This window comes from Amycolatopsis sulphurea (genome assembly GCF_002564045.1).
GTDB classification, from domain to species: domain Bacteria; phylum Actinomycetota; class Actinomycetes; order Mycobacteriales; family Pseudonocardiaceae; genus Amycolatopsis; species Amycolatopsis sulphurea.
The window spans coordinates 2143042-2161773 of the sequence record NZ_PDJK01000002.1 but is presented as its reverse complement, the minus strand read 5'-3'; the positions used below and the strand labels follow the sequence as shown (position 1 = coordinate 2161773).

Here is an 18732-nt window from a genome sequence, read left to right as displayed (position 1 = left end):
ATGTCGGCTCGCGGCGGATAGAGTGCTCGGCATGGGAGACGAGGTGCTGCTCGACGCGGGCGCGGTCAGCCGATGCCGTCGCCGGGTGCATCTGGAGCACGATCCGGCCATGCGTGAGGTGCCGCTGCCGCCACCGGATCCTACTGCCCAGCAACGGATCGAAGACGCCACCGCGCACCGCGAGGCGATCGCCCGGCAGCTGGCCGAGACCGTCGGCCCGGAGGCGACCTGGGTGCACATCCCTCGGGTGCTGCCCGCGGCGGAACGTGTGCAGCGCACGGAGGCGGCGTTCGAGGACAAGGCGGATTACATCTGGGGCGCGCTGTTCCAGGCCGATCCGGTGGGGCACCGCAGGGGCGGGGTGGATCTGCTCGTGCGCACCGAGGACGGCTACGTCCCGGTGCTCGTGGTGCGGCACCGGATCACCGACCGCGGGCAGGGTGCCTCGACCACCGCGCTCACCGACCTCGACCCGGCGCACCGCAGGCCGGACGAGGCGCGCAAGGTCCGTTCGCAGCCGCGGGACCAGCTGCGGCTCGCGCACCTGCGCCGGATCCTGCAGACCCACGGGAAGGCCGAGCCCGGCCGGGCGGTCGGCGGCGTGATCGGGCTGGACGCCGACGTGGTGGTGTGGCACGACCTCACCGCGGGCACCTGGCCGGGCGGGCGCACCGCGCTGGACGAGTACGACGCCCGATTCGCCGACCGGATCGCGGTGGCCACCGCGGCCGCGACCGGTGCCGAGCCGCTGGCCGAACCGTCGCGGGTGCTGGAGTGCCGCCGGTGCCCGTTCTGGCCGACCTGCGAGGTCGCGCTCACCGAAGCGCGGGACGTGAGCCTGGTGGTGCGCGGTGAGGACGCGGCGGAGCTGCGCCGCGCCGGAGTGTCCACTGTGGATCAGCTGGCCGCGCTCGACCCGGCTGCCGAACCGCCGTCGATGAACTGGACCGGGGGCACCTTCACCGACGCGATCATGCTCGGCCGGGCGTGGCTGGCCGAGCTGACCGTGGTCCGCCGCACGCCCGAGGTCCGGGTGCCGCGGGCGGACGTGGAAGTCGACGTGGACATGGAGAGCTTCGGCGACTCCGGGGCCTACCTCTGGGGTACCTGGCTGTCCGGGGCAGATCTGGGCGTGCCACAGGGCTACCGCGCCTTCGTCACCTGGGAGCCGCTGCCGACCGGCGACGAGGCGCGCTCGTTCGCGGAGTTCTGGACCTGGTTCACCGACCTGCGCGAGCGCACCCACGCGGCCGGGCTGACCTTCCGTGCCTACTGCTACAACGCCCTCGCGGAGAACCGCTGGCTGTTCGGCTCGGCGGAACGCTTCGGCGAGTACCCGGGGATTCCCGCCAAGACGGCCATCCAGTCCTTTGTGGATTCCGACGAGTGGGTGGACCTGTTCCGCAGCGTCACCGACCAGTTCCTGTGCTCCCGCGGCAAGGGCCTCAAGGTGATCGCCCCGGTGGCCGGCTTCACCTGGCGCGATCCGGAGGCCGGCGGCGAGGCCTCCATGCGCTGGTACCGCGACGCGGTAGGCATGGACGGTGCGGTGCCGGACCAGACCCAGCGCACCCGTCTGCTGCGCTACAACGAGGACGACGTCCTGGCCACCCGGGCGCTGCGCGAGTGGATGACTGCCCGCGCGAACGCCGAAGTCCCCTACATGCTCGACCTCTGAAGTCCGTGAAGGGGCCCTGCGCAGCCCGTGAAGGTCTGTGAAGGGGCCCTTCACGGACTCTGAGTCTGTGAAGGGCCCCTTCACAGCCAATCAGCTTTCGGTGGAGCGGCCGACGTAGCCGGTCAGCGGGGGGCCATCCGCAGCGAGCCGTCCATCCGGATCACTTCGCCGTTGAGGTAGTCGTGGTCGATCATGGAGAGCGCGAGCTGCGCGTACTCGTCCGGGCGGGCCAGGCGCTTCGGGAACGGCACTCCGGCGGCCAGTCCGGCCCGGAATTCGTCGCTCACCGTGGCGAGCATCGGCGTGTCGACGATGCCCGGCGCGATGGTCAGCACGCGGATGCCGTGCGAGGCGAGGTCACGGGCGGCAGGCAGGGTCAGGCCGACCACGCCGCCCTTCGACGAGGAGTAGGCGACCTGCCCGATCTGACCGTCATAGGCGGCGACGGACGCGGTGTTGATGATGACGCCGCGGGCGTCGTCGGTCAGCGGTTCGGTCTTCGCGATCGCTTCGGCAGCGATGGTGAGCACGTTGAACGTGCCGATCAGGTTGATCTGGACGACCTTCGCGTACAGCGCGAGATCGTGGCGGCCCTTCTTCGACAGGATCCGCGCGGACGGGCCGATGCCGGCGCAGTTCACCACGGTGCGCAGCGGGACGCCGGAGCCGGCCGCGGTGTCGACCGCGGTCTGGACCTGGTCCGGGTCGGTCACGTCGGCCTCGACGTAGGTGACGCCGTCGACCTGCTCGGCCTGCTCGATCGACGAGGCGAGGTCGAGCGCGAACACTCGCGCGCCCTTGCCGGCCAGCGCCCGCGCGGTGGCTCCGCCCAGGCCCGAGGCACCGCCGGTGACCAGTGCTGCGGTATCGGTGATCTGCATGTTCTGTCTCCTCCGGTGCCGGGGCCTGTCCAAGAGGTTAACGCTCGTTCGCTCCGGGCAGACGTGTTCAGGCTCACCCGCATCTGGTCGCGAGGAGTATTCGGCCACGCCCACCTCCGTTCGTGCCCTGGTCAACTCCGGCTGTCACCTTCACACTCATGGGCGCTGCTCGGATCGTCGTGGTGGGGACCGGATACGTCGGATTGACCACGGGGGCATGTCTCGCGAGCCTCGGGCATCGCGTCACCTGCGTGGACGTCGACGAGGCGAAGGTGACGCGGCTGTCGATGGGCCGGGTGGACATCCTCGAACCGGGGCTGGCCGACCTGGTCGAGCGCGGGCTGGCGAACGGGCAGCTGTCCTTCGTCGTCGGCGCGCGGGCCGCGGTGCGCGAGGCGGAGGGTGTCTTCCTCTGTGTGCCGACGCCGATGGGCGCGGGCGGTTCGGCGGACCTGCGCGCGGTGGAGGCGGTGACCGCCGAGATCGGCGACGCGCTGCCCGCCGGCTGCGCGGTGATCACCAAGTCCACCGTGCCGGTCGGTACCGCGAAGCGGATCCGCGCGATGATCGGGCGGCGCGACGTACCGGTCGTGGCCAATCCGGAGTTCCTCCGCGAGGGCACCGCGGTGCGGGATTTCCTCAACCCGGACCGGATCGTGGTCGGTTCGGATTCGCCCACCGCGGCGCGCTGGGTCGGCGAGCTGTACGCCGATCTCGCCGCGCCGGTGGTGCTCGCCGATGCGGCCAGCGCGGAGCTGGTGAAGTACGCGGCCAACTGTTTCCTCGCGCTCAAGCTGTCCTATGTGAACTCGATGGCCGAGCTGTGCGAACGGCTCGGCGCGGACATCGACCTGGTCACCGAGGGAATGGGCTACGACCGGCGGATCGGCCGCACATTCCTCAAACCCGGCCCCGGCTGGGGTGGTTCCTGCCTGCCGAAGGACACCAGCGCGCTGGTCAAGGTCGCCGAGTCGGTCGACTACGACTTCCGGATGCTGACCTCGGCGATCGGCGAGAACATCGCGCAGCGTGACCGGGTGGTGGCCAAGATCGCCGGTGCCTGCGGCGGCACCCTGGCCGGCGCCCGGATCGGCGTGCTCGGCCTGGCCTTCAAGGCGGGCACCAACGATCTGCGGGATTCGCCCGCGCTGGCGGTGTCCTCGGTGCTCGGCGCGCTGGGCGCGGAGATCACCGCCTACGATCCGGCGGTTTCCGGCGGGATCGACGGGATGACCGTCGTGGACGACCCGTACCAGGTGGCCAAGGACGCGGATGTCGTCGTGGTGCTCACCGAATGGGCCGAGTTCCGCAATCTCGACTGGCTCGCCATGGCCGAGGAGATGGAGGGCGACGACGTGGTGGACACCCGCAACCTGCTCGACCCGCGGGTGATCCTGGACGCCGGGCTGTCCTGGCAGGGCATCGGCCGCCCTCGCGCGGCCAAGCGGCAGGTCGCGTTCACCGCCGACGCGCTGTGAAGGGTCCCTTCACGGACTCTGAGTCCGTGAAGGGACCCTTCACAGCTTTGGCCTTGGTGTTTCGGCCGCAAGCCGGGTGCTGGCCGACACGTGGGAGCGGCTGCTCGCCGAGGCGGAGGCTGTGCGGGACGCGAGGCGCAGATCGACGCGGCGCGCCGGGCGTGGTCGCAGGGGTTCGTCGCGGAGACGATCGAAGCCTTCTGCCGCAAGGCTTTCCGGGGCTCCTCCGGGCGGGACCATGCGGGCCTGCTGACCGCGCAGGACATCGCGTCCTGGAGCGCGAGCTACGAGGACGACTGGAATCCCCGCGAGGTGGTCGCCGAAACAGGGCTCGATTTTCGCGGAGCTGACCGAACGCGGGCACCAGATGGTCGACGCCGGAGAGCGGACGCTGGGCAGGCTTTCCGCAGTGTCCCGCTCCGGCGGAGTGCTGTGCGCGGCCGCCGACGTCCGCGGGATGCAGGGGTACGCGGCCGGGCGGTGAGCTTCAGATCGGCAGCGAGGCCCAGCCTCCGCCGTCGGCGAGGATGGTGCGGACGCTTTCCGCATGGTCGGCGAAACCGGCGAGGTCGGCGTGCAGCAGCGCGGCGCGTTCCGCGTCCAGGGGAACGGTGTCGTCGCGCCAGAGCTCCAGCGTCCAGTTCGCGGCCAGGATCATCGAGCGGACCAGGCCGGCCACCGCGGCGTCGCCCGGTCCGCCGCCGCGGTGGTAGCCGTCCAGGATCTCGTCACAGGCGGCGAAGCACCGGTCCAGACCACGGACCGCCTCGGCGGGCGTGCCGTCCCAGTCCGCACCCGGCCAGGCGCAGGAACCCAGCTCCAGCCACAAACGCCAGCCGGCGGCCAGTTCCGCGTCGTCGCGGGGCTTCCACTGCCCAGTCATCGTCCGAGTGTGCGCCCCGGCCGCAGGGTTACCGCCGCGGAATTGACTGATCTCACTCGCCCGGTCGCTCCCAGAGCCAGAATTCGATGCCTTGATCGTCAACGCAGTCCGCGGTCTGCCCGTACGGGTGATGCTCCACTTCGCCCGCCGTACCACCGAGTTCGCGCACCTGCTCGCGTGCGGCAGCGAGATCGTCCACGGCGTACATCAGCTTCCAGCCGGTCTGCCGTCCCGGCCCGCCCCACAGGCCGCCGGTAAGGCCGTGGCCCTCGATGCCCCAGCCGCCGGGCACGCGTCCCGGCGAGAACTGCCAGCCGAGGACCGGGCCGTAGAACGCCTTGGCCTTCGCGTCGTCGGGTACCTGGAAGGTGAAGTAGATCGCTTCGCCGTGCTTTTCCCGCGGCGTGGCCTGCCCGACCAGCCAACGCTGGCCATACGGGTCCTTGATCGTGCCGCCCAGCCCGTAGCCGCGATCTTCGACCGGGCGCAGCAGCTCCGCACCCAGCTCCACGGCCCGCTGCACGCTGCGCCGGACGTCTTCGACTTCGACGCGGATCAGCGCCCCGCCTACGGGGGCCACAACGTTGCCCAGCTCCGGGAACTCCTCGGCGAACATCAGCACGCTGTCGCCGATGGCGAGTTCGACGTGCCCGATCCGGCCGTCGTCCATCACGATCGGTTCGCCCCGGCGGCGGGCATCGAAGACCGAGACGTAGAACTCGGCCGCCGCGCGGGCGTCGGTCACCACCAGGTACGGCGTGAGTGCGCGCAGGGTGGTGGTGTCGGGAGTGGTACTGGTGGTCATTTCCGCTCCGTTCAGGATCAGGAGACGCAGGTCGTCCCGCAGCTCCTCGGCGAACGCCGGATCGGGGTCGACCGGCGACGAGGGCAGCGCGAGTGCGTCGAACGGGTCAGTCATCGCGCCCCTCCTTCTCCTGGTAGCTGCGGCGGAACGCGGCTTTGGCCCGCGTCAGCAACGCCTCCGTCGCGGGTACGGTCCGGCCGAGGTGGGTGGCGACTTCGCCCACCGGAAGACCGTCGACATAGCGCAGGGTGAGCGCGGCCCGGTGCGGCACCGAAAGCGACGCGAGGACCTGCCTCGCCCGGAGCGCATCGAGCCGTTCGTCCCACGGATCTTCGACGCTCACGTCCGGCACCAGCCGGAGCCCGCGTTGCTCTCGTTCGGTGCGTCGCCAGTGGTCGGCCAGCTTGTGCCGGGCCACGCCGATCAGCCACGCCGTGTTCACCACGGGTGCGTTCTCCTTGCGACAGGCGGCGACCGCGCCGAGGAACGCCTCCGAAGTCAGCTCCTCGGCCAGCGCACGGTCGCCGCAGCGGGCGAGCAGGTAGCCGTAGACCTCCGGCAGCGCCTTCTCGTAAAGGCGCAGCAGCGCGAAGGCCGGGTCTCCCTGTACCCGCGGTTCCGTCACATCCCTATCGTCGTCCGGACACGGGGTTTTCCGTCGGGTGAATTTTCATCGCGGGTCGGGCAGCTTCCGCGCCAGCGCGCTGATCAGCAGCGCCAGGCCCGCGAGAAGGCCGATGATCAGGACGAACGCGCCTTCGTAACCCACCGATCCGGGCACGCTCAGACTGGCGAACAGGCTGCCGAACACCGCGACACCCAGTGCCAGCGACGTCTGCTGGGTCGTGGTGAGTACCCCGCCGCCGACTCCGGCCAGGTCGGCGGGCACCTGGGAAAGGACCACGCGGAACAGTGGGCTTGTCGTCATTCCGTTGCCGACTCCGATCAGCACCATGGCCGGTGCGAGCTGCCAGATCGACACGTCCGGCCAGGCCAGCAGCGTCGAAACGGCGAGTACCACCAGTCCGGCCGTCAGGATGAGCCCGCCGGTCGGCACGACCTTCCGCCCGAAGCGTGTGACGAGGCGACTGGTGAGCAGCGAAGTGACGAAGTACGCGACGGCCAGCGGCGTCAGGGCGAGCCCGGCGCCGAGCGGCCCGAGGTGCAAGCCGCTCTGCAGCGTCACCGCGTACACGAACATGAACGAGCCGAACACACCGAAGTACGGCACGGCCAGCGTCAACCCGTGCCGCACGCTGGGCGTACGCAGCAGCGCGGGCGGCAGAAGCGGACTACCGCCGGCGCGTTCGAGCCGGCTTTCTACGCGGGCGAAGCCGTAAACGGTGAACGGGAACAGCACCAGCAGTGCGATCGTCCACCACGGCCAGCCGAGCGCGCGACCTTCCATCAGCGGGATCAGCAGCGACAGCAGCGAGACGGCGAGCAACGACGTACCCCAGCGGTCCACGCCAAGCGGGTTCGACGACCGGCTCTCGGGCACCGTGCGCCGGGCGAGCAGCAGCCCGGCGATTCCGATCGGCACGTTGACCAGGAAGATCGGCCGCCAGCTCGCGCCCCACAGGTTTGCCGCGACGAGTAGCCCGCCGAGCAGCTGGCCGACCACCGTGCAGATGCCGCCGGTCGCGCCGAACATGCCGAGCGCGCGTGCCCGCCGTTCGCCGGTGGTGCCGGCCTGGATGATCGAGAGCACCTGCGGCAGCAGCATCGCCGACGCTGCTCCCTGCGCGGCTCTGGCGAGCACCAGCGTGCCGGCGTCCGGGGCGAGTCCGCAGGCCAGCGAGGTGACCGTGAACAGCATCAGGCCGAGCAGGAACAGCCGCCTGCGCCCGAACGCGTCGCCAAGCCGGCCGCCGAGCACCAGGAGCACCGCGTACGCGATGCCGTAGGCGGCTACGACGAGTTCGAGCGTGGCGGTGGAGGCGTGCAGATCGGCGTCGATGGTAGGCAGCGCGACGTTGACGATGAAGAAGTCGATGATCGGCAGTGCCGCCCCCAGCAGCACGGTGACCAGGCCGGCTTGGGTGAGTCCCGGACTGGCAGGTGCCCCGGCGGCGACGGTGGCCGACGCCGGGGCCGCGGTGGAAGTCGTCATGACTACCACCTTCGGGGCATTCACAACCTGGTACCAGGTGTGAGTTCATCCAGGTATCGGGAGTACCTGGTAACAGGGTTCCGGTTGTGTTTACCTGGTATTCGTGACCAGTGCCGTCGAACCCGCCCTCCAGCACCGGCTCCGCCGAAGCGAGCTGGGCGCCTTCCTGCGGAGCCGTCGCGCACGGATCACGCCGGAGCAGGTCGGCCTGCCGCTGTCCGGCCGGCGGCGCACGCCGGGCCTGCGTCGCGAGGAGGTCGCGCAGCTCGCCGGGGTCGGCGTCACCTGGTACACCTGGCTTGAACAAGGCCGGGACATCAATGCTTCCGAACAGGTCCTCGGTGCGATTTCCCGCACGTTGCGCCTCGATCCGCACGAGCACGTGCACCTGTTCACCCTCGCCGGCGCGCCGGAGCCGCCCACCGAGGAGAAGGAGTGCTCCGCGGTCACCGAGTCGATGCGGGCGATGATGACCAAGCTCGAACCGTTCCCGGTCACCATCCGCAACGCGCGGTGCGACCTGCTCGGCTACAACCGTGCGTACAACTGGCTGATGGGGGATGTGGACAGCATCCCGTTCGAGGACCGCAACACGCTCGTGCAGTGCCTGCTCAACCCGAAGCTGCGGGAACGGTTGCTGGACTGGGAGCAGAACGTGCCGAGGTCGGTCGCCTCCTTCCGGGCCGCGATGGCCGAGCACGTCGGCGAGCCCGCGTGGAAGGCGCTGGTCAAACGGCTCAAGGCGGAATCGCCGATATTCGCCGACCTGTGGAGCCGGCACGACGTGAACTCCGCGGCCATCCCGATCAAGCGCTACCGGCACCCGGAAGCCGGGCTGCTGACCTTCCGTTTCACCTACCTCTACACCGGCCGCCGCTCGGAAATCCTGATGTCCACCTACACCCCGGCGGACGAGGAGACCGCGGCGAAGCTGCCCGCGGCGTTCGACTGAGCCGCCCGGTACCGCGCGGGGCGTAGCGGAATTCCCCGCTTCCGAGCGGACGCGCAGGCTTGTTCCGGCGAGTAGTTTTCGCCTCATGCAGGACTGGTGGCGCGAGCGGAACCCGTGGTTCGGCCGGGTGTTCCGGACCCTCGTGGCCCTCGCCTTCGTACTCGGCGCGACGAGTGCGACCGGCCGCTGGGACCGTTTCGGGCAGCCGTTGAGCCTGCTGGGCGCGGCGTGGCTCGCCGCGACCGTGCTCCTGTTGCTGCTCGTCCACCGGTATCCGTTGCCGGTCTTCGTGCTGACCGCGTTGTCGGCGGCCGTCTACTACGCCTCGTCGGAACCCGGCGGGCCGGTCATCGTGGTGCCCACGATCGCGTTGTTCATGTTGACCCGGCGGCGGGGGCCGGTGGTGGCGGGCAGCGTCGCCGCCGGGGTGCTGCTGGTCGGCTACGGCGTGCACGTGATCAGCAAGCAAACGTTTGCGATCAGTGTTTCGACCGGTTTCGTGGTGCTCTGGGCGGCGGCCGTGATCGGGATCGCCACGGCCGTGCGCTACCAGTTCGCCGCCGTCGCGGCACGTCGCGCGCAGGACACCGAGCACCGGCACCGGCTCGCCGAGCAAGAGCGGCTGCGGATCGCCCGCGAGGTGCACGACGTAGTCGCGCACAGCCTCGCCATGATCAACGTGCAGGCCGGTGTCGCCGCGCACGTCGCGGACCGGCGTCCGGAGCAGGCTAAAGAGGCACTGCTGAACATCAAATCGGCCAGCGCCTCGGCGCTCAACGACCTGCGCGCCACGCTCGCCGTGCTCAGGTCGGGGGAGAACCGGGCGCCCGCGCCGAGCCTGGCGCAGCTCGGCGAACTGCTCGACCACGCGCGTACGGCGGGCCTGACCGTGACGGTGCATGGCGAAGCCGGCGACTTGCCCGCGCCGGTCGACGGCGCGGCCTACCGCATCCTGCAGGAGTCGCTGACCAACGTCGTCCGGCACGCGGATAGCGCGGAGGAAGTGGAAGTGCGGCTGGACCGGCGGCCCGGCACGCTCGCGCTGACCGTGCGTGACGACGGCCGCGGCACCGATCAGCCGACTCCCGGACACGGCCTGCGCGGCATGCGGGAGCGGGCGTCCGCGCTCGGTGGCACGGTCGAGGCGGGCGTCACCGAACGAGGCTTCGAGGTTCGCGTCGAATTGCCCGTGGAAGGGGAGACATGACGATCCGCGTCGTACTGGCCGATGACCAGGCACTGGTCCGCGCCGGGTTCCGGGTCCTGCTGGAAACCGAGGACGGCTTCGAGGTCGCGGGCGAGGCGGGTGACGGCGAACAGGCCGTGGCGCTCGCGCTGGAACACCGGCCGGACATCGTGGTGATGGACGTGCGGATGCCCGGCACCGACGGGCTGGAGGCCACCCGCCGGATCACCGGCCATCCCGAGCTCTCCGAGGTGAAGGTGCTGGTGCTGACCACCTTCGACGTCGACGAGTACGTCTACGAGGCGTTGCGCGCGGGCGCCAGCGGCTTCCTGCTCAAGGACACCGAACCGGTCGAACTGCTGCGGGCCTTGCGCGTGGTCGCCGCCGGAGAGGCTTTGCTCGCGCCGACGATCACCCGGCGGCTCATCACCGAGTTCGTCGGCCGTCCCGAGCACCGGCGCGTGAACCCGTCCGCGGTGGCCGAGGTGACCGACCGGGAACGGGAGGTGCTGGCGCTGGTCGCGGGCGGCCTGTCGAACGACGAGATCGCCGCGCACCTGGTGATCTCCACCGCCACCGCACGCACCCACGTCAGCCGCATCATGACGAAGATCGGCGCCCGCGACCGGGCGCAACTGGTGGTGCTGGCCTACGAATCCGGCCTGGTCACGCCCCGGGGCGGCTAGTCCGGGCGTGGCCGGCTCCGTTGCGGCTGGTGAAGGCTGTGAAGGTGCCCTTCACGGACTCTGAGTCCGTGAAGGACTCCTTCACGGAATTCCGGGCCTGACGGAGGAAGGCTCGCACGTGTGAGCTAAGTCGTACGGGTGACTTACGCCGTGTCGGTGAACGCCCTCCCCCCTTCGGACGCCTTACCGGCAGAGCATCGGCACTCAGCGAGGTGTTCTGCGGAAGGAGTCCCGATGGCTTGGGAGGTCGTCCTCGTCGCCGCGCTGGCCGTGGTTTTCCTGGTCAGGCTGGTGCTGCAGCTCCGGCGGAGCTGACGGCCACCGGGGCGGGGCCGGGCGGCGCCCCGTCGATTCGGCCACCCGGTCCGGTGCCTGGTCCGGCACGGGCCGTGCCCGGTGGGCGCCGCCGGCCGGACGACTCCGCTGGTCACCGCGAGGCATCGGCGGACGGCTGCCGTGCGGCGCGTGCTGCGGACGACGCGGGTTCTCCGCGACCCGGGGGAGTTCGGTGGTTACCTCGGCGTCCTCGACCGGTGCCGACCTCGGCTCGGGTCCGGGCTTGGGCGGGGTTTTCGGTTTGTGCGAGAGCCGCCGGGCCAGCGCGTGGCTCGGCCGTTCCACGAACCGATAGCTGATCTCGACCACGCCGAACACCACCGGGATCACGATCAGCAGCGCGATCGGCAGCGGCACCGCCGGGCGCAGCAATTGCAGCAGCACGAACGTGACCAGCATGTGCAGCAGATAGATCGAGTAGCTGCGCTCCGAAAGCGCGGTCCAGAGCTTGCGCTGCTTCAGCTTGTCCTCGGCGAACATGCCCATCAGGAAGCACACCACCGCGAACGCCATCGCGAGGTTGTACGAGGTGTCGACGCGGCCCACGTCGATGATGTCCGCCAGCACGTACAGCGACCAGGCGCAGCCGGCGAACAGCGCGCCGGTCCACAGCGGGATCCGCTTCGACGTGGTGGCCCAGATCGTCTGCCCGATGATCATCACCGGCAGGTACGACACGTTCACCGCGAACAACGACCACGACGGGCCGAACTGCGAGCGGCTCATCAGCACCACGAAGATGAAGGTGAGCTCCACCGCGATGGCCAGCCACACCGAGCGCCGCAGCACCGGCAGCACGACCATCAGCAGCACGTAGAAGATGACCTCGATGATCATCGACCAGGCCACCGGGATCAGCACCACCTGCGGGAAGATCAGGTAGTTCACCAGCGTGGTGTTGGTCAGGATGGTGAGCGGGTTCAGGTCCTGCGACTGCCCGGTCGAGGGCGGATGCAGGCTCACCACCATCAGCAACGCGGTCAGCAGCACCACGAACAGCATCGGCGCGTACACCCGGATCAGCCGGTTCAGCGCGAACCGCCCGGTGCCCTGCTTCAGCGCGATCGGCGTCACCACGAACCCGCTGACCAGGAAGAAGAACGGCACCGCGATCTGCCCGATGCCCTGCTTGGCCATGTGCATCGGATCGCTGGTGAGCGCCTCGATGAAGCTGATGTAGGGCGCGTCGTCGTGCTTGGCGAGCACCCACGGGTGCGCGATGTGGCTGTAGAACACGAGCAGCGCGCCGAGACCACGGCCGATGTCGATGAAGACGATCCGCGTCTTCTTCGGTTCGGCGGGGAGCTGCTCGGCCAGCACGGCAGAGGACTGCTCGGCCAGCGCGACCACCCCCGTTTTCCGGCCTGGCACTGCGAGCAGAGTAGCGCCTCGCCGCCGGCCGGTGGACGACTCCCCGGAAATGCCCGGAACGTGCGACTGGGCACCGGACCTGGGCTGGCCTCGGGATATGCCCGCCACAGGTACGATCGGGCCGCAGTTCGTCCGTCACGCGAGTAGTGCAGGAGTCCGGGGAGCGTGCCGCAGTCCACTCTCGATGGCACCGTCGAGCGCTTGTCCCCGTTCCGCGGCGCTGCCCCGCAGGCGCTGCCCGCCATTGGTCTCTACCTGCTGTTTCAGTTGGTCTCCTTCGGCCTGTTGTGGCTGATGAGCTGGAAGGCGGGCGTCTCGCCTGGGCGGTTCCTGGACGATTTCGACGCCAACTGGTTCCTCTCCGTCGCGCAGCACGGGTACGACCAGCAGGTGCAGGCCGGTCCGGGCGGTGCCCAGGCACAGAACAGCATGGTGTTCTTCCCGCTTTACCCGGCGCTCGTGGCAGTTCTCGCCTTCGTCGGCATCCCTGCGTTGCCTGCCGGGATCACCGTGTCGATGCTCGCCGGCTGTGCCGCGGCATGGGGCCTGTACGTGCTCGGACGCGACTTCGCAGGCCCACGCGTCGGGTTGCTGATGGCAGTGCTGTGGTCGATCGGCCCGGGCTCCACGGCGCTGCACCTCGCGTACTCCGAAGCGGTGCTGATGGCGCTTGTGGCTTGGGCGCTTGTCGCGGTCGCGCGGCGACAGTGGTTGCTTGCGGGGGCGCTTGCGTTGTTCGCCGGGTTGACGAGAGCGAGCGCGGGAGCGTTGATCGCCGCAGTCGGTGTGGCGGCTCTGGTGGCCGTCTTCCGCCGTCGTGACGGCTGGCGACCGTGGGTGGGCGGGTTGCTCGCGCCGTTGGGGCTGCTCGGCTATCTCGCGTACGTCGGCATCCGCGCCGGCCGCGTGGACGGCTGGTTCTGGTTGCAGAACGCCTGGCAGATGCACTTCGACTTCGGCGTCTTCACCTGGATTCAGGTGAAGGAAGGCCTGACGGCCGACCATTCCAGCTGGATCACCGTGACCGCGCTCATCGTGCTGAGCGCCGTCGCGCTGCAACTGTGGACGTGGACGACGCGGCTGCCGTTGCCGTGGCAGATCTACGGCACGCTGACCGTCGTGATCGCGCTGTGCTCGTCGAACTACTTCCAGTCCCGCGCGCGGTTCCTGTTGCCCGCGTTCGTACTCACCGTGCCGTTGGCGCTAGTGCTGGCAAGGCTCCCAAACCGCGCCCTGGCCGTGCTACTACCCGCGACTGCCTTAATCAGCGGCTGGTACGGCGCATACATGATGACCATCGCGCACCTCGCGCCCTGACCTCACCCCTGCGTCCAAAGCTGTGAAGGGGCCCTTCACGGACTCTGAGTCCGTGAAGGGCCCCTTCACAGCCATGCGTCAGGGCGCCAGCCAGAGCGTGACGAACTTCTTCTCGTCCGCCTTCGCCGCCGCGATCAGCGCTGCGTCGTCAAGGGTTTCCGCGGCGGGGCCATCGTCGGTGACGATCTTCGGCGTGTAGCCCAACGCGCGGTAGCCGGCGAGCACCGCCGCCGGATCGTCGCCCAGCTCGGCGATCGCGCCCGGGTCGAACTCGCACACCACGTGCGGCTGGTCGCGACGCAACACCTCGGTGAGGCCGCTCAGCGCACGGTGGTCGCGGCCCTGCAGGTCGACCTTCACCAGCCCGATCCGCTGCGCGGTCACCTCCGGCACCGTGTCCAGCCGTACGGCCGGCACCGTGACGCCCGGACCGTCTGCAGTCACCCGGTTGTCCCCGCTGTTGCCCGGCGTCGCCTGCGCGAGGTGCACCGTGCCAGGGGCGTCCCACGCGGCCGACTCGACCACGGTGACCTGCTCGGCCACTGCGGGTGGCAAGTTGACCGCGACGTTCCGGCGGAGGAACTCGGCGTTGACCGGGTCGGCCTCCACCGCGACCACTTTCGTCACGTCCGGAGTCGTACGCAGCAACCGAAGCGTGTGGTAGCCGACGTGTGCACCGACGTCCAGGAACGCGCCTTCGGCCAGCATCGCCATCAGCTCGGCCTCGCTGTCCTCCCAGGACCGGTGGAACACGATCCACGGCAGCATGACTTCGTCCACCGGCATGAGCAGCGCACCGACGTCACACGGGACCACATCGGCTCCGCGCGGCACCGGGGCGTGTGACATCCGGGCTGCGTCCCGCATCGCGCCGACGTCGAGAGTCACCCGCTGAATAGCCTTCTCGTCCGCGTCGAGCCGTTCGTCGCGCGAGGTGAACATCTTGTGCACAGTGGCCGTGCTGGCTTCGATCTCGGAGCCGATATCGCCGTAACCCTCGCGAAGCTTCGCTACGTCGGTTTCGAGATTCCCCAGCGCCAGCTCGGTATCCGGCGCGCGCTGCTTCAGCTCCTCGACGGTGTCACGCAACGGCTCGAACCGTTTGAGCCGCTCGCTGACGCTCTCCGTGGCGGCTGCGGCGACATGCCGGCTCTCGGTGAGGTCGCGCTCCAGCCGTTCGACCCGGTCCAGCAACCGCCTGTTGCTCTCCTCCGTAGCCGCCAGCAGCGCGCCCATCACGTTGCGCTGGTGCACGTCGTAGTGGTCGATCGCGCGAAGCACGGCCTTGCGCAGCGCGGGCGCCAACGGCAGCCGTGACGGCGTACTCGCCTCCGGCCGCCAGCGCAGCGCCTCGGTGGCTTCCTGCAGCGGCGTGAGCGGGTGCGCGGGCGGCGGAGTGGCTGCGGTGTGCCGCTTGTCCTGCCACGCGCGGTACGCCTGCTCCAGCTCCGTACGCATCCACTTGGCGGCAGCAGCCATCGAACGGTCGCGAAGAATCGCGCTTCGCGCGTTGCTGCCGCGCTTCGCGGCTTCGTCCGGATCGTCGGCGATCTGGCGCATCGCGGCCGCAGCCACGCCGAGATCGGGCTCGGCCCAGATGGCGCCCGCGTGGTACGGGTGGCTGTCCGGACCCACAGGCACCAGCCGGTACGGCACCGGCCAGCCGGTGCTCGCGTCGAGGAACTCGGTGGTGCTTGAGTAGTCCGTGGAGATCACCGGCATCGCGCGCGCCATCGCTTCGGCGACAGTGAGCCCGAAGCCCTCACTGCGGTGCAGCGACACGTAGCATGTGCTGCTCTCGTACAGCTCGTGCAGCTCAGCGACGCTGAGGTAGCGCTCCACCAGCTCGACACGGTCGTCGCTGCGTACCAGCGCGCGCAGCCGCTCGGCCGCGTTCGGATGCAGCTTCGCGTTGATCGCCTTGATCGTCAGCCGTACGTCGTCACGGCCGGGGAACGCCCGCTGGAACGCTTCGATGGCGCCCCACGGGTTCTTCCGCTCGGCCACGCTGTTGAAGTCGAAGGCGAACAGGAACCGCACTGGTTCGCCCTGCTCGCGAGCCGGCGGCGACGGCTCACCCGGATCGCGTACCGGCACCGGGATGGTCTTCACCGGGATCGGCGAATGCGCCGCGATCGCCCGGCGGCAGAACTCGCTGACCGTCCAGACCTCGTCGAGCATCCCGAACGCTTCGTGCTGCCACTGCGGGAAATCTTCGAGTTCCCAGGCCCACAGCCCGATCCGGTAGCGGCCCGCGCCCACCTCGGGGTGGTTGGTGAGGATCGTGCGGGTCTGGTCCGCGTTCACCGCCAGCACGCTGATCGGGAACCGCGGATCGCCGACCGTGGCGGGCCGCTCGATGCCGGTGCGGTTCGAGACCGCCTTCTCCTCAAGCACCGAAGCCACCGGCACGCCACCGGTCTCGATGGCCTCCAGCACGATCCGGCCCATCTCCCCGAGCCCGAGCTCGGCGGTGAGGTAGCCGAGCAGGTTCACGCCGAATTCGTCCTGCGGCGGATGGGTGGCGACCGGTTCGCCGGGCAGCGCCCACTCGGGCAGCCCGGCCTCGGTCACACCGGAACCGGCGCACCAGTGGCGGAAAGTCTCCGCGTCGTCGCTGTACGGGTGCGGGAACGCCATCTGCAGATCGATCCGCGACGACCAGATCGCGTGCGTGAGCCGGTTCAGCCCGGCCGCGGCCTGCGCCTGGTCCTCGGGGGTGGCCAGCCATTCCCGGAGCGCCTGGCCGCCGTCTTCGGCGTACGCGTGCGGCGGCGCAGGCTTGTTCTTGCGCTCGGCCTTGATCCAGCCTTCGCGGAACACGCTTCGCGCCAGCTTCGGTACCGGCGTGCCGTTGCGGAAGTCCTTGAAGCCGTACGGGATCGAGTCGAGCGATTCCGCGTACCCCGCTTCGCGCAGCTTCGCGCCGTACGCGTCGCAGATGGCGCGAAGATCATCGCTGTGCGACAGCAGGACGCGCGGCTTGCGCGCGCAGTGGAAGCTGAGCAGCCACGGCTTCTCCGGCCGGTAGCCGCTGTAGTGGAAGAAGCGCAGCTTCGCGCCGCCGGCGGTGAGCGCGCCGTCGGCTTCGCGCGCGATCGGACGCTCGTGCAGGTTCCAGTACGCGACGTCGTAACCCGGGTCGGTGACCACGTGATGGCGGAACAGCGAAGGCACCTGATCCACCCACCGCTGGTCGGTGAACAGCTGCTGCTCGGGGGCGACGATCGCGTCGTGCCGCAGGCGTCCGGCCCAGAAATCCAGGAACGGCACCGCGCCCTGACCGACCCCGATGAAGCCGAGGTTGAACATGCCGGTGCCCATGATCACCGCGTCGTCCGGCTCAAGACCGTCCTTCGGCAGCGGATGCAGGAAGTGCGGGGCGAGCACGATGTCGTGCGCCTTGGCCAGCTCGGCGACCTCACCGATCGACGAGAACACCTCGATGTCCGGGTCGAGGTAGATCGCCACCTCGGTCTCGGCGAGCAGCTCACGCAACAGGTACGGCTTGACCGCGGTGGCGAGCTCGGTGACCGAGTACGCGGTGGCCATCCGCAGGTAGTCGTCCTCGTCGATGCCGAACGCAGCCGGGCCGACGAGGTCCGCGCCCGACTCGTCGTGGCGCGCTTCGCCGCGCGGCGCGTCGATCACCGCGATGACGAACCGATCCGCCGGATGCCGGTCGAGGTAGGAGCGGGCCAGCACCCGTGCGGCCGGCAGGTAGTTGCCGGCGACGATGGTGCAAGCGGTGGTACCCGGCTCAGGCATCGGCGGTCAGCACGGTCAGCTGCTGGTTCAGCGCGGTGCCGAAATCGGTCTTCACCGAGGTGCTCTCCTGGCCCGACACCTCGACCCGCACGATCACGTTGCCGTGCGAGTAGTGCCCGCGGACCTGGGCGGACTGGCCGTCCTTCGGGTCGATCGCGGTGGCCCGCACGCCGGGCTGGCTGCCGGTGAAGAGTTTCGCGCCGTTGGCGGTCTGCACCTGCTGCAGCTGCTCCGCCGCGTTCTTCGCGGCAGCCGGGGTGCTCGTCTGAGCGAGCAGCAGCGTGATGTTGTTGCCGTCCGGCAGGTGGTACACGACGAACTTGACCTTGCCCGCACCCGCGGTCTGGTAGGCCGAGATCTCTTTGTCGTTGAGGTACTTGAGCCCGTTGACCTGCGCGAACGACGAGATGTCGTCATGCATTTCGGCCACGCCCGGCATACTGGCCACGGCCAGCGGATCCGGCGGCTTCGGTGCCTGGGACGACTGCTGCGGCTGCGCTTCCCGCGGCTTGTCGCCGCCGCTGTCGCGGCCCCACAGCCAGTAGGCGCCGAACGCGATCGCGGCCAGCACCACCACGGCGCCGACGATCGCGCCGATCTTCTTTCCGTTGCCCTGCTTGGGCTTGTCGTTGAAGTATTCCGGGCCCTGGCCGGCCCACTCGTTGCCGCCGCCGCCGGAGCCGAACGGCAGATCGTTGCCGCCCCACGGCGGGGTCTGATCGGTCTCCGGTGCGTTCCACGGCTGCTGCGGTGCCTGCGGGAAACCGGCCGCGGGGGACATCGGCGCCTGCTGCTGGAACCCGCCCGGCGGCGAGTACGGCGGGGGCTGCTGGCCCGGCTGCACGTACTGGGTGCGCTCGTTCCCGTCGGCACCCGCCGAGGGCATCTGCCAGGACTGCACGGCCTGGGTGCGCTCGGCCGAGGCATCGGCCGGGGGCTGCTGCTGCGGCAGGCCACCGGGAGGGCTGACCGGGGCGATCACCTGGGTCGAGTCCGCGCTCGACGGCTGCTGCGGGGCGGCGGGCTGGTCCTGCTGGCCGACGGCCGAGGACAGCACCTGATCACGGCGGATGCGGTAGTCGTCCGCGGACAGCCGCCCTGACGCGAGCTCCTCGTCCAGCCGGCGCAGCTCCTCCTGCCAGGACACCAGTGCCCCCCTTATCTGTCGGCATGGCGACATTTCGGCGCGTCACCGCGACCCGATGTGGATGACGACGTGGTCATTGTGCACGGCCACGACCCCGCGTGACCTCGCGGGTCGCCTTCCGTCGCGGCGGC

At 69.9% G+C, this 18732-nt stretch carries 14 protein-coding genes and 1 pseudogene; 7 read left to right on the top strand and 8 right to left on the bottom strand.

The window, feature by feature from the left end:
- Positions 1–31: 31 nt before the first annotated feature.
- Complete coding sequence (locus ATK36_RS16170) at positions 32–1678, top strand: TM0106 family RecB-like putative nuclease (RefSeq protein WP_170069762.1); 1647 nt, start codon at positions 32–34, stop codon at positions 1676–1678.
- A gap of 122 nt (positions 1679–1800) precedes the next feature.
- Here ATK36_RS16170 and ATK36_RS16165 read toward each other — a convergent pair whose 3' ends face one another.
- Complete coding sequence (locus ATK36_RS16165) at positions 1801–2559, bottom strand: SDR family NAD(P)-dependent oxidoreductase (protein ID WP_098512313.1); 759 nt, start codon at positions 2557–2559, stop codon at positions 1801–1803.
- 158 nt (positions 2560–2717) lie between these two features.
- On the opposite strand from ATK36_RS16165, the gene ATK36_RS16160 reads away from it, so the two are divergent.
- Together ATK36_RS16160 and ATK36_RS33585 are read left to right on the top strand one after the other, a co-directional pair.
- Positions 2718–4037 (top strand): UDP-glucose dehydrogenase family protein, encoded by a 1320-nt coding sequence (locus ATK36_RS16160; RefSeq protein WP_098512312.1) that lies wholly within the window; start codon positions 2718–2720, stop codon positions 4035–4037.
- 76 nt (positions 4038–4113) lie between these two features.
- Positions 4114–4331 (top strand): annotated as a pseudogene (locus ATK36_RS33585) (gamma-glutamyltransferase family protein); the annotation flags it as partial.
- A gap of 193 nt (positions 4332–4524) precedes the next feature.
- Here ATK36_RS33585 and ATK36_RS16150 read toward each other — a convergent pair.
- From ATK36_RS16150 to ATK36_RS16135, 4 genes are read right to left on the bottom strand one after another with little or no spacing between them, the layout of a single operon-like run.
- Positions 4525–4920 carry a hypothetical protein gene (locus tag ATK36_RS16150; RefSeq protein ID WP_098512310.1) on the bottom strand — a complete coding sequence of 132 codons (396 nt, stop codon included), beginning with the start codon at positions 4918–4920 and terminating at the stop codon, positions 4525–4527.
- Positions 4921–4972: 52 nt separating this feature from the next.
- On the bottom strand, positions 4973–5839 hold the full coding sequence (locus ATK36_RS16145) for a VOC family protein (protein ID WP_098512309.1): 867 nt from the start codon (positions 5837–5839) through the stop codon (positions 4973–4975).
- Positions 5832–6350: an RNA polymerase sigma factor gene (locus tag ATK36_RS16140; RefSeq protein ID WP_098512307.1), complete on the bottom strand. Its 519-nt coding sequence runs from the start codon at positions 6348–6350 to the stop codon at positions 5832–5834. Before ATK36_RS16140 ends, ATK36_RS16145 begins: the two co-directional genes overlap by 8 nt.
- Before the next feature lie 45 nt (positions 6351–6395).
- A complete protein-coding gene (locus ATK36_RS16135; RefSeq protein ID WP_098512306.1) occupies positions 6396–7838 on the bottom strand; it encodes an MFS transporter in 1443 nt (480 codons plus the stop codon).
- Positions 7839–7941: 103 nt separating this feature from the next.
- On the opposite strand from ATK36_RS16135, the gene ATK36_RS16130 reads away from it, so the two are divergent.
- From ATK36_RS16130 to ATK36_RS16120, 3 genes are all read left to right on the top strand, one after another.
- Complete coding sequence (locus ATK36_RS16130; protein WP_211291889.1) at positions 7942–8790, top strand: helix-turn-helix transcriptional regulator; 849 nt, start codon at positions 7942–7944, stop codon at positions 8788–8790.
- Between the two features lie 85 nt (positions 8791–8875).
- Positions 8876–9997: a sensor histidine kinase gene (locus tag ATK36_RS16125; protein WP_098512303.1), complete on the top strand. Its 1122-nt coding sequence runs from the start codon at positions 8876–8878 to the stop codon at positions 9995–9997.
- The gene (locus ATK36_RS16120) at positions 9994–10662 is read left to right on the top strand and encodes a response regulator (RefSeq protein ID WP_098512301.1); all 669 of its coding nucleotides are present in this window, start codon (positions 9994–9996) and stop codon (positions 10660–10662) included. The genes ATK36_RS16125 and ATK36_RS16120 overlap by 4 nt, the downstream gene beginning before the upstream one ends.
- A gap of 204 nt (positions 10663–10866) precedes the next feature.
- On the opposite strand, the gene ATK36_RS16115 is transcribed toward ATK36_RS16120, so the two are convergent.
- Positions 10867–12369 (bottom strand): acyltransferase family protein, encoded by a 1503-nt coding sequence (locus tag ATK36_RS16115; RefSeq protein ID WP_245914797.1) that lies wholly within the window; start codon positions 12367–12369, stop codon positions 10867–10869.
- 165 nt (positions 12370–12534) lie between these two features.
- On the opposite strand from ATK36_RS16115, the gene ATK36_RS16110 reads away from it, so the two are divergent.
- Positions 12535–13686: a hypothetical protein gene (locus tag ATK36_RS16110; protein WP_098512298.1), complete on the top strand. Its 1152-nt coding sequence runs from the start codon at positions 12535–12537 to the stop codon at positions 13684–13686.
- Between the two features lie 78 nt (positions 13687–13764).
- On the opposite strand, the gene ATK36_RS16105 is transcribed toward ATK36_RS16110, so the two are convergent.
- Positions 13765–17454, bottom strand: a complete 3690-nt coding sequence (locus ATK36_RS16105; RefSeq protein WP_098512297.1) for an FkbM family methyltransferase — start codon at positions 17452–17454, stop codon at positions 13765–13767.
- On the bottom strand, positions 17447–18601 hold the full coding sequence (locus tag ATK36_RS16100) for a hypothetical protein (protein WP_098512295.1): 1155 nt from the start codon (positions 18599–18601) through the stop codon (positions 17447–17449). Before ATK36_RS16100 ends, ATK36_RS16105 begins: the two co-directional genes overlap by 8 nt.
- Positions 18602–18732: the final 131 nt, after the last annotated feature.

Coding starts and splice junctions, on each gene's coding strand:
- ATK36_RS16150 (WP_098512310.1), bottom strand. CDS start 4,920: ATGACTGGGCAGTGGAAGCCCCGCGACGACGCGGAACTGGCCGCCGGC.
- ATK36_RS16165 (WP_098512313.1), bottom strand. CDS start 2,559: ATGCAGATCACCGATACCGCAGCACTGGTCACCGGCGGTGCCTCGGGC.
- ATK36_RS16105 (WP_098512297.1), bottom strand. CDS start 17,454: ATGCCTGAGCCGGGTACCACCGCTTGCACCATCGTCGCCGGCAACTAC.
- ATK36_RS16125 (WP_098512303.1), top strand. CDS start 8,876: ATGCAGGACTGGTGGCGCGAGCGGAACCCGTGGTTCGGCCGGGTGTTC.
- ATK36_RS16170 (WP_170069762.1), top strand. CDS start 32: ATGGGAGACGAGGTGCTGCTCGACGCGGGCGCGGTCAGCCGATGCCGT.
- ATK36_RS16120 (WP_098512301.1), top strand. CDS start 9,994: ATGACGATCCGCGTCGTACTGGCCGATGACCAGGCACTGGTCCGCGCC.
- ATK36_RS16160 (WP_098512312.1), top strand. CDS start 2,718: ATGGGCGCTGCTCGGATCGTCGTGGTGGGGACCGGATACGTCGGATTG.
- ATK36_RS16135 (WP_098512306.1), bottom strand. CDS start 7,838: ATGACGACTTCCACCGCGGCCCCGGCGTCGGCCACCGTCGCCGCCGGG.
- ATK36_RS16145 (WP_098512309.1), bottom strand. CDS start 5,839: ATGACTGACCCGTTCGACGCACTCGCGCTGCCCTCGTCGCCGGTCGAC.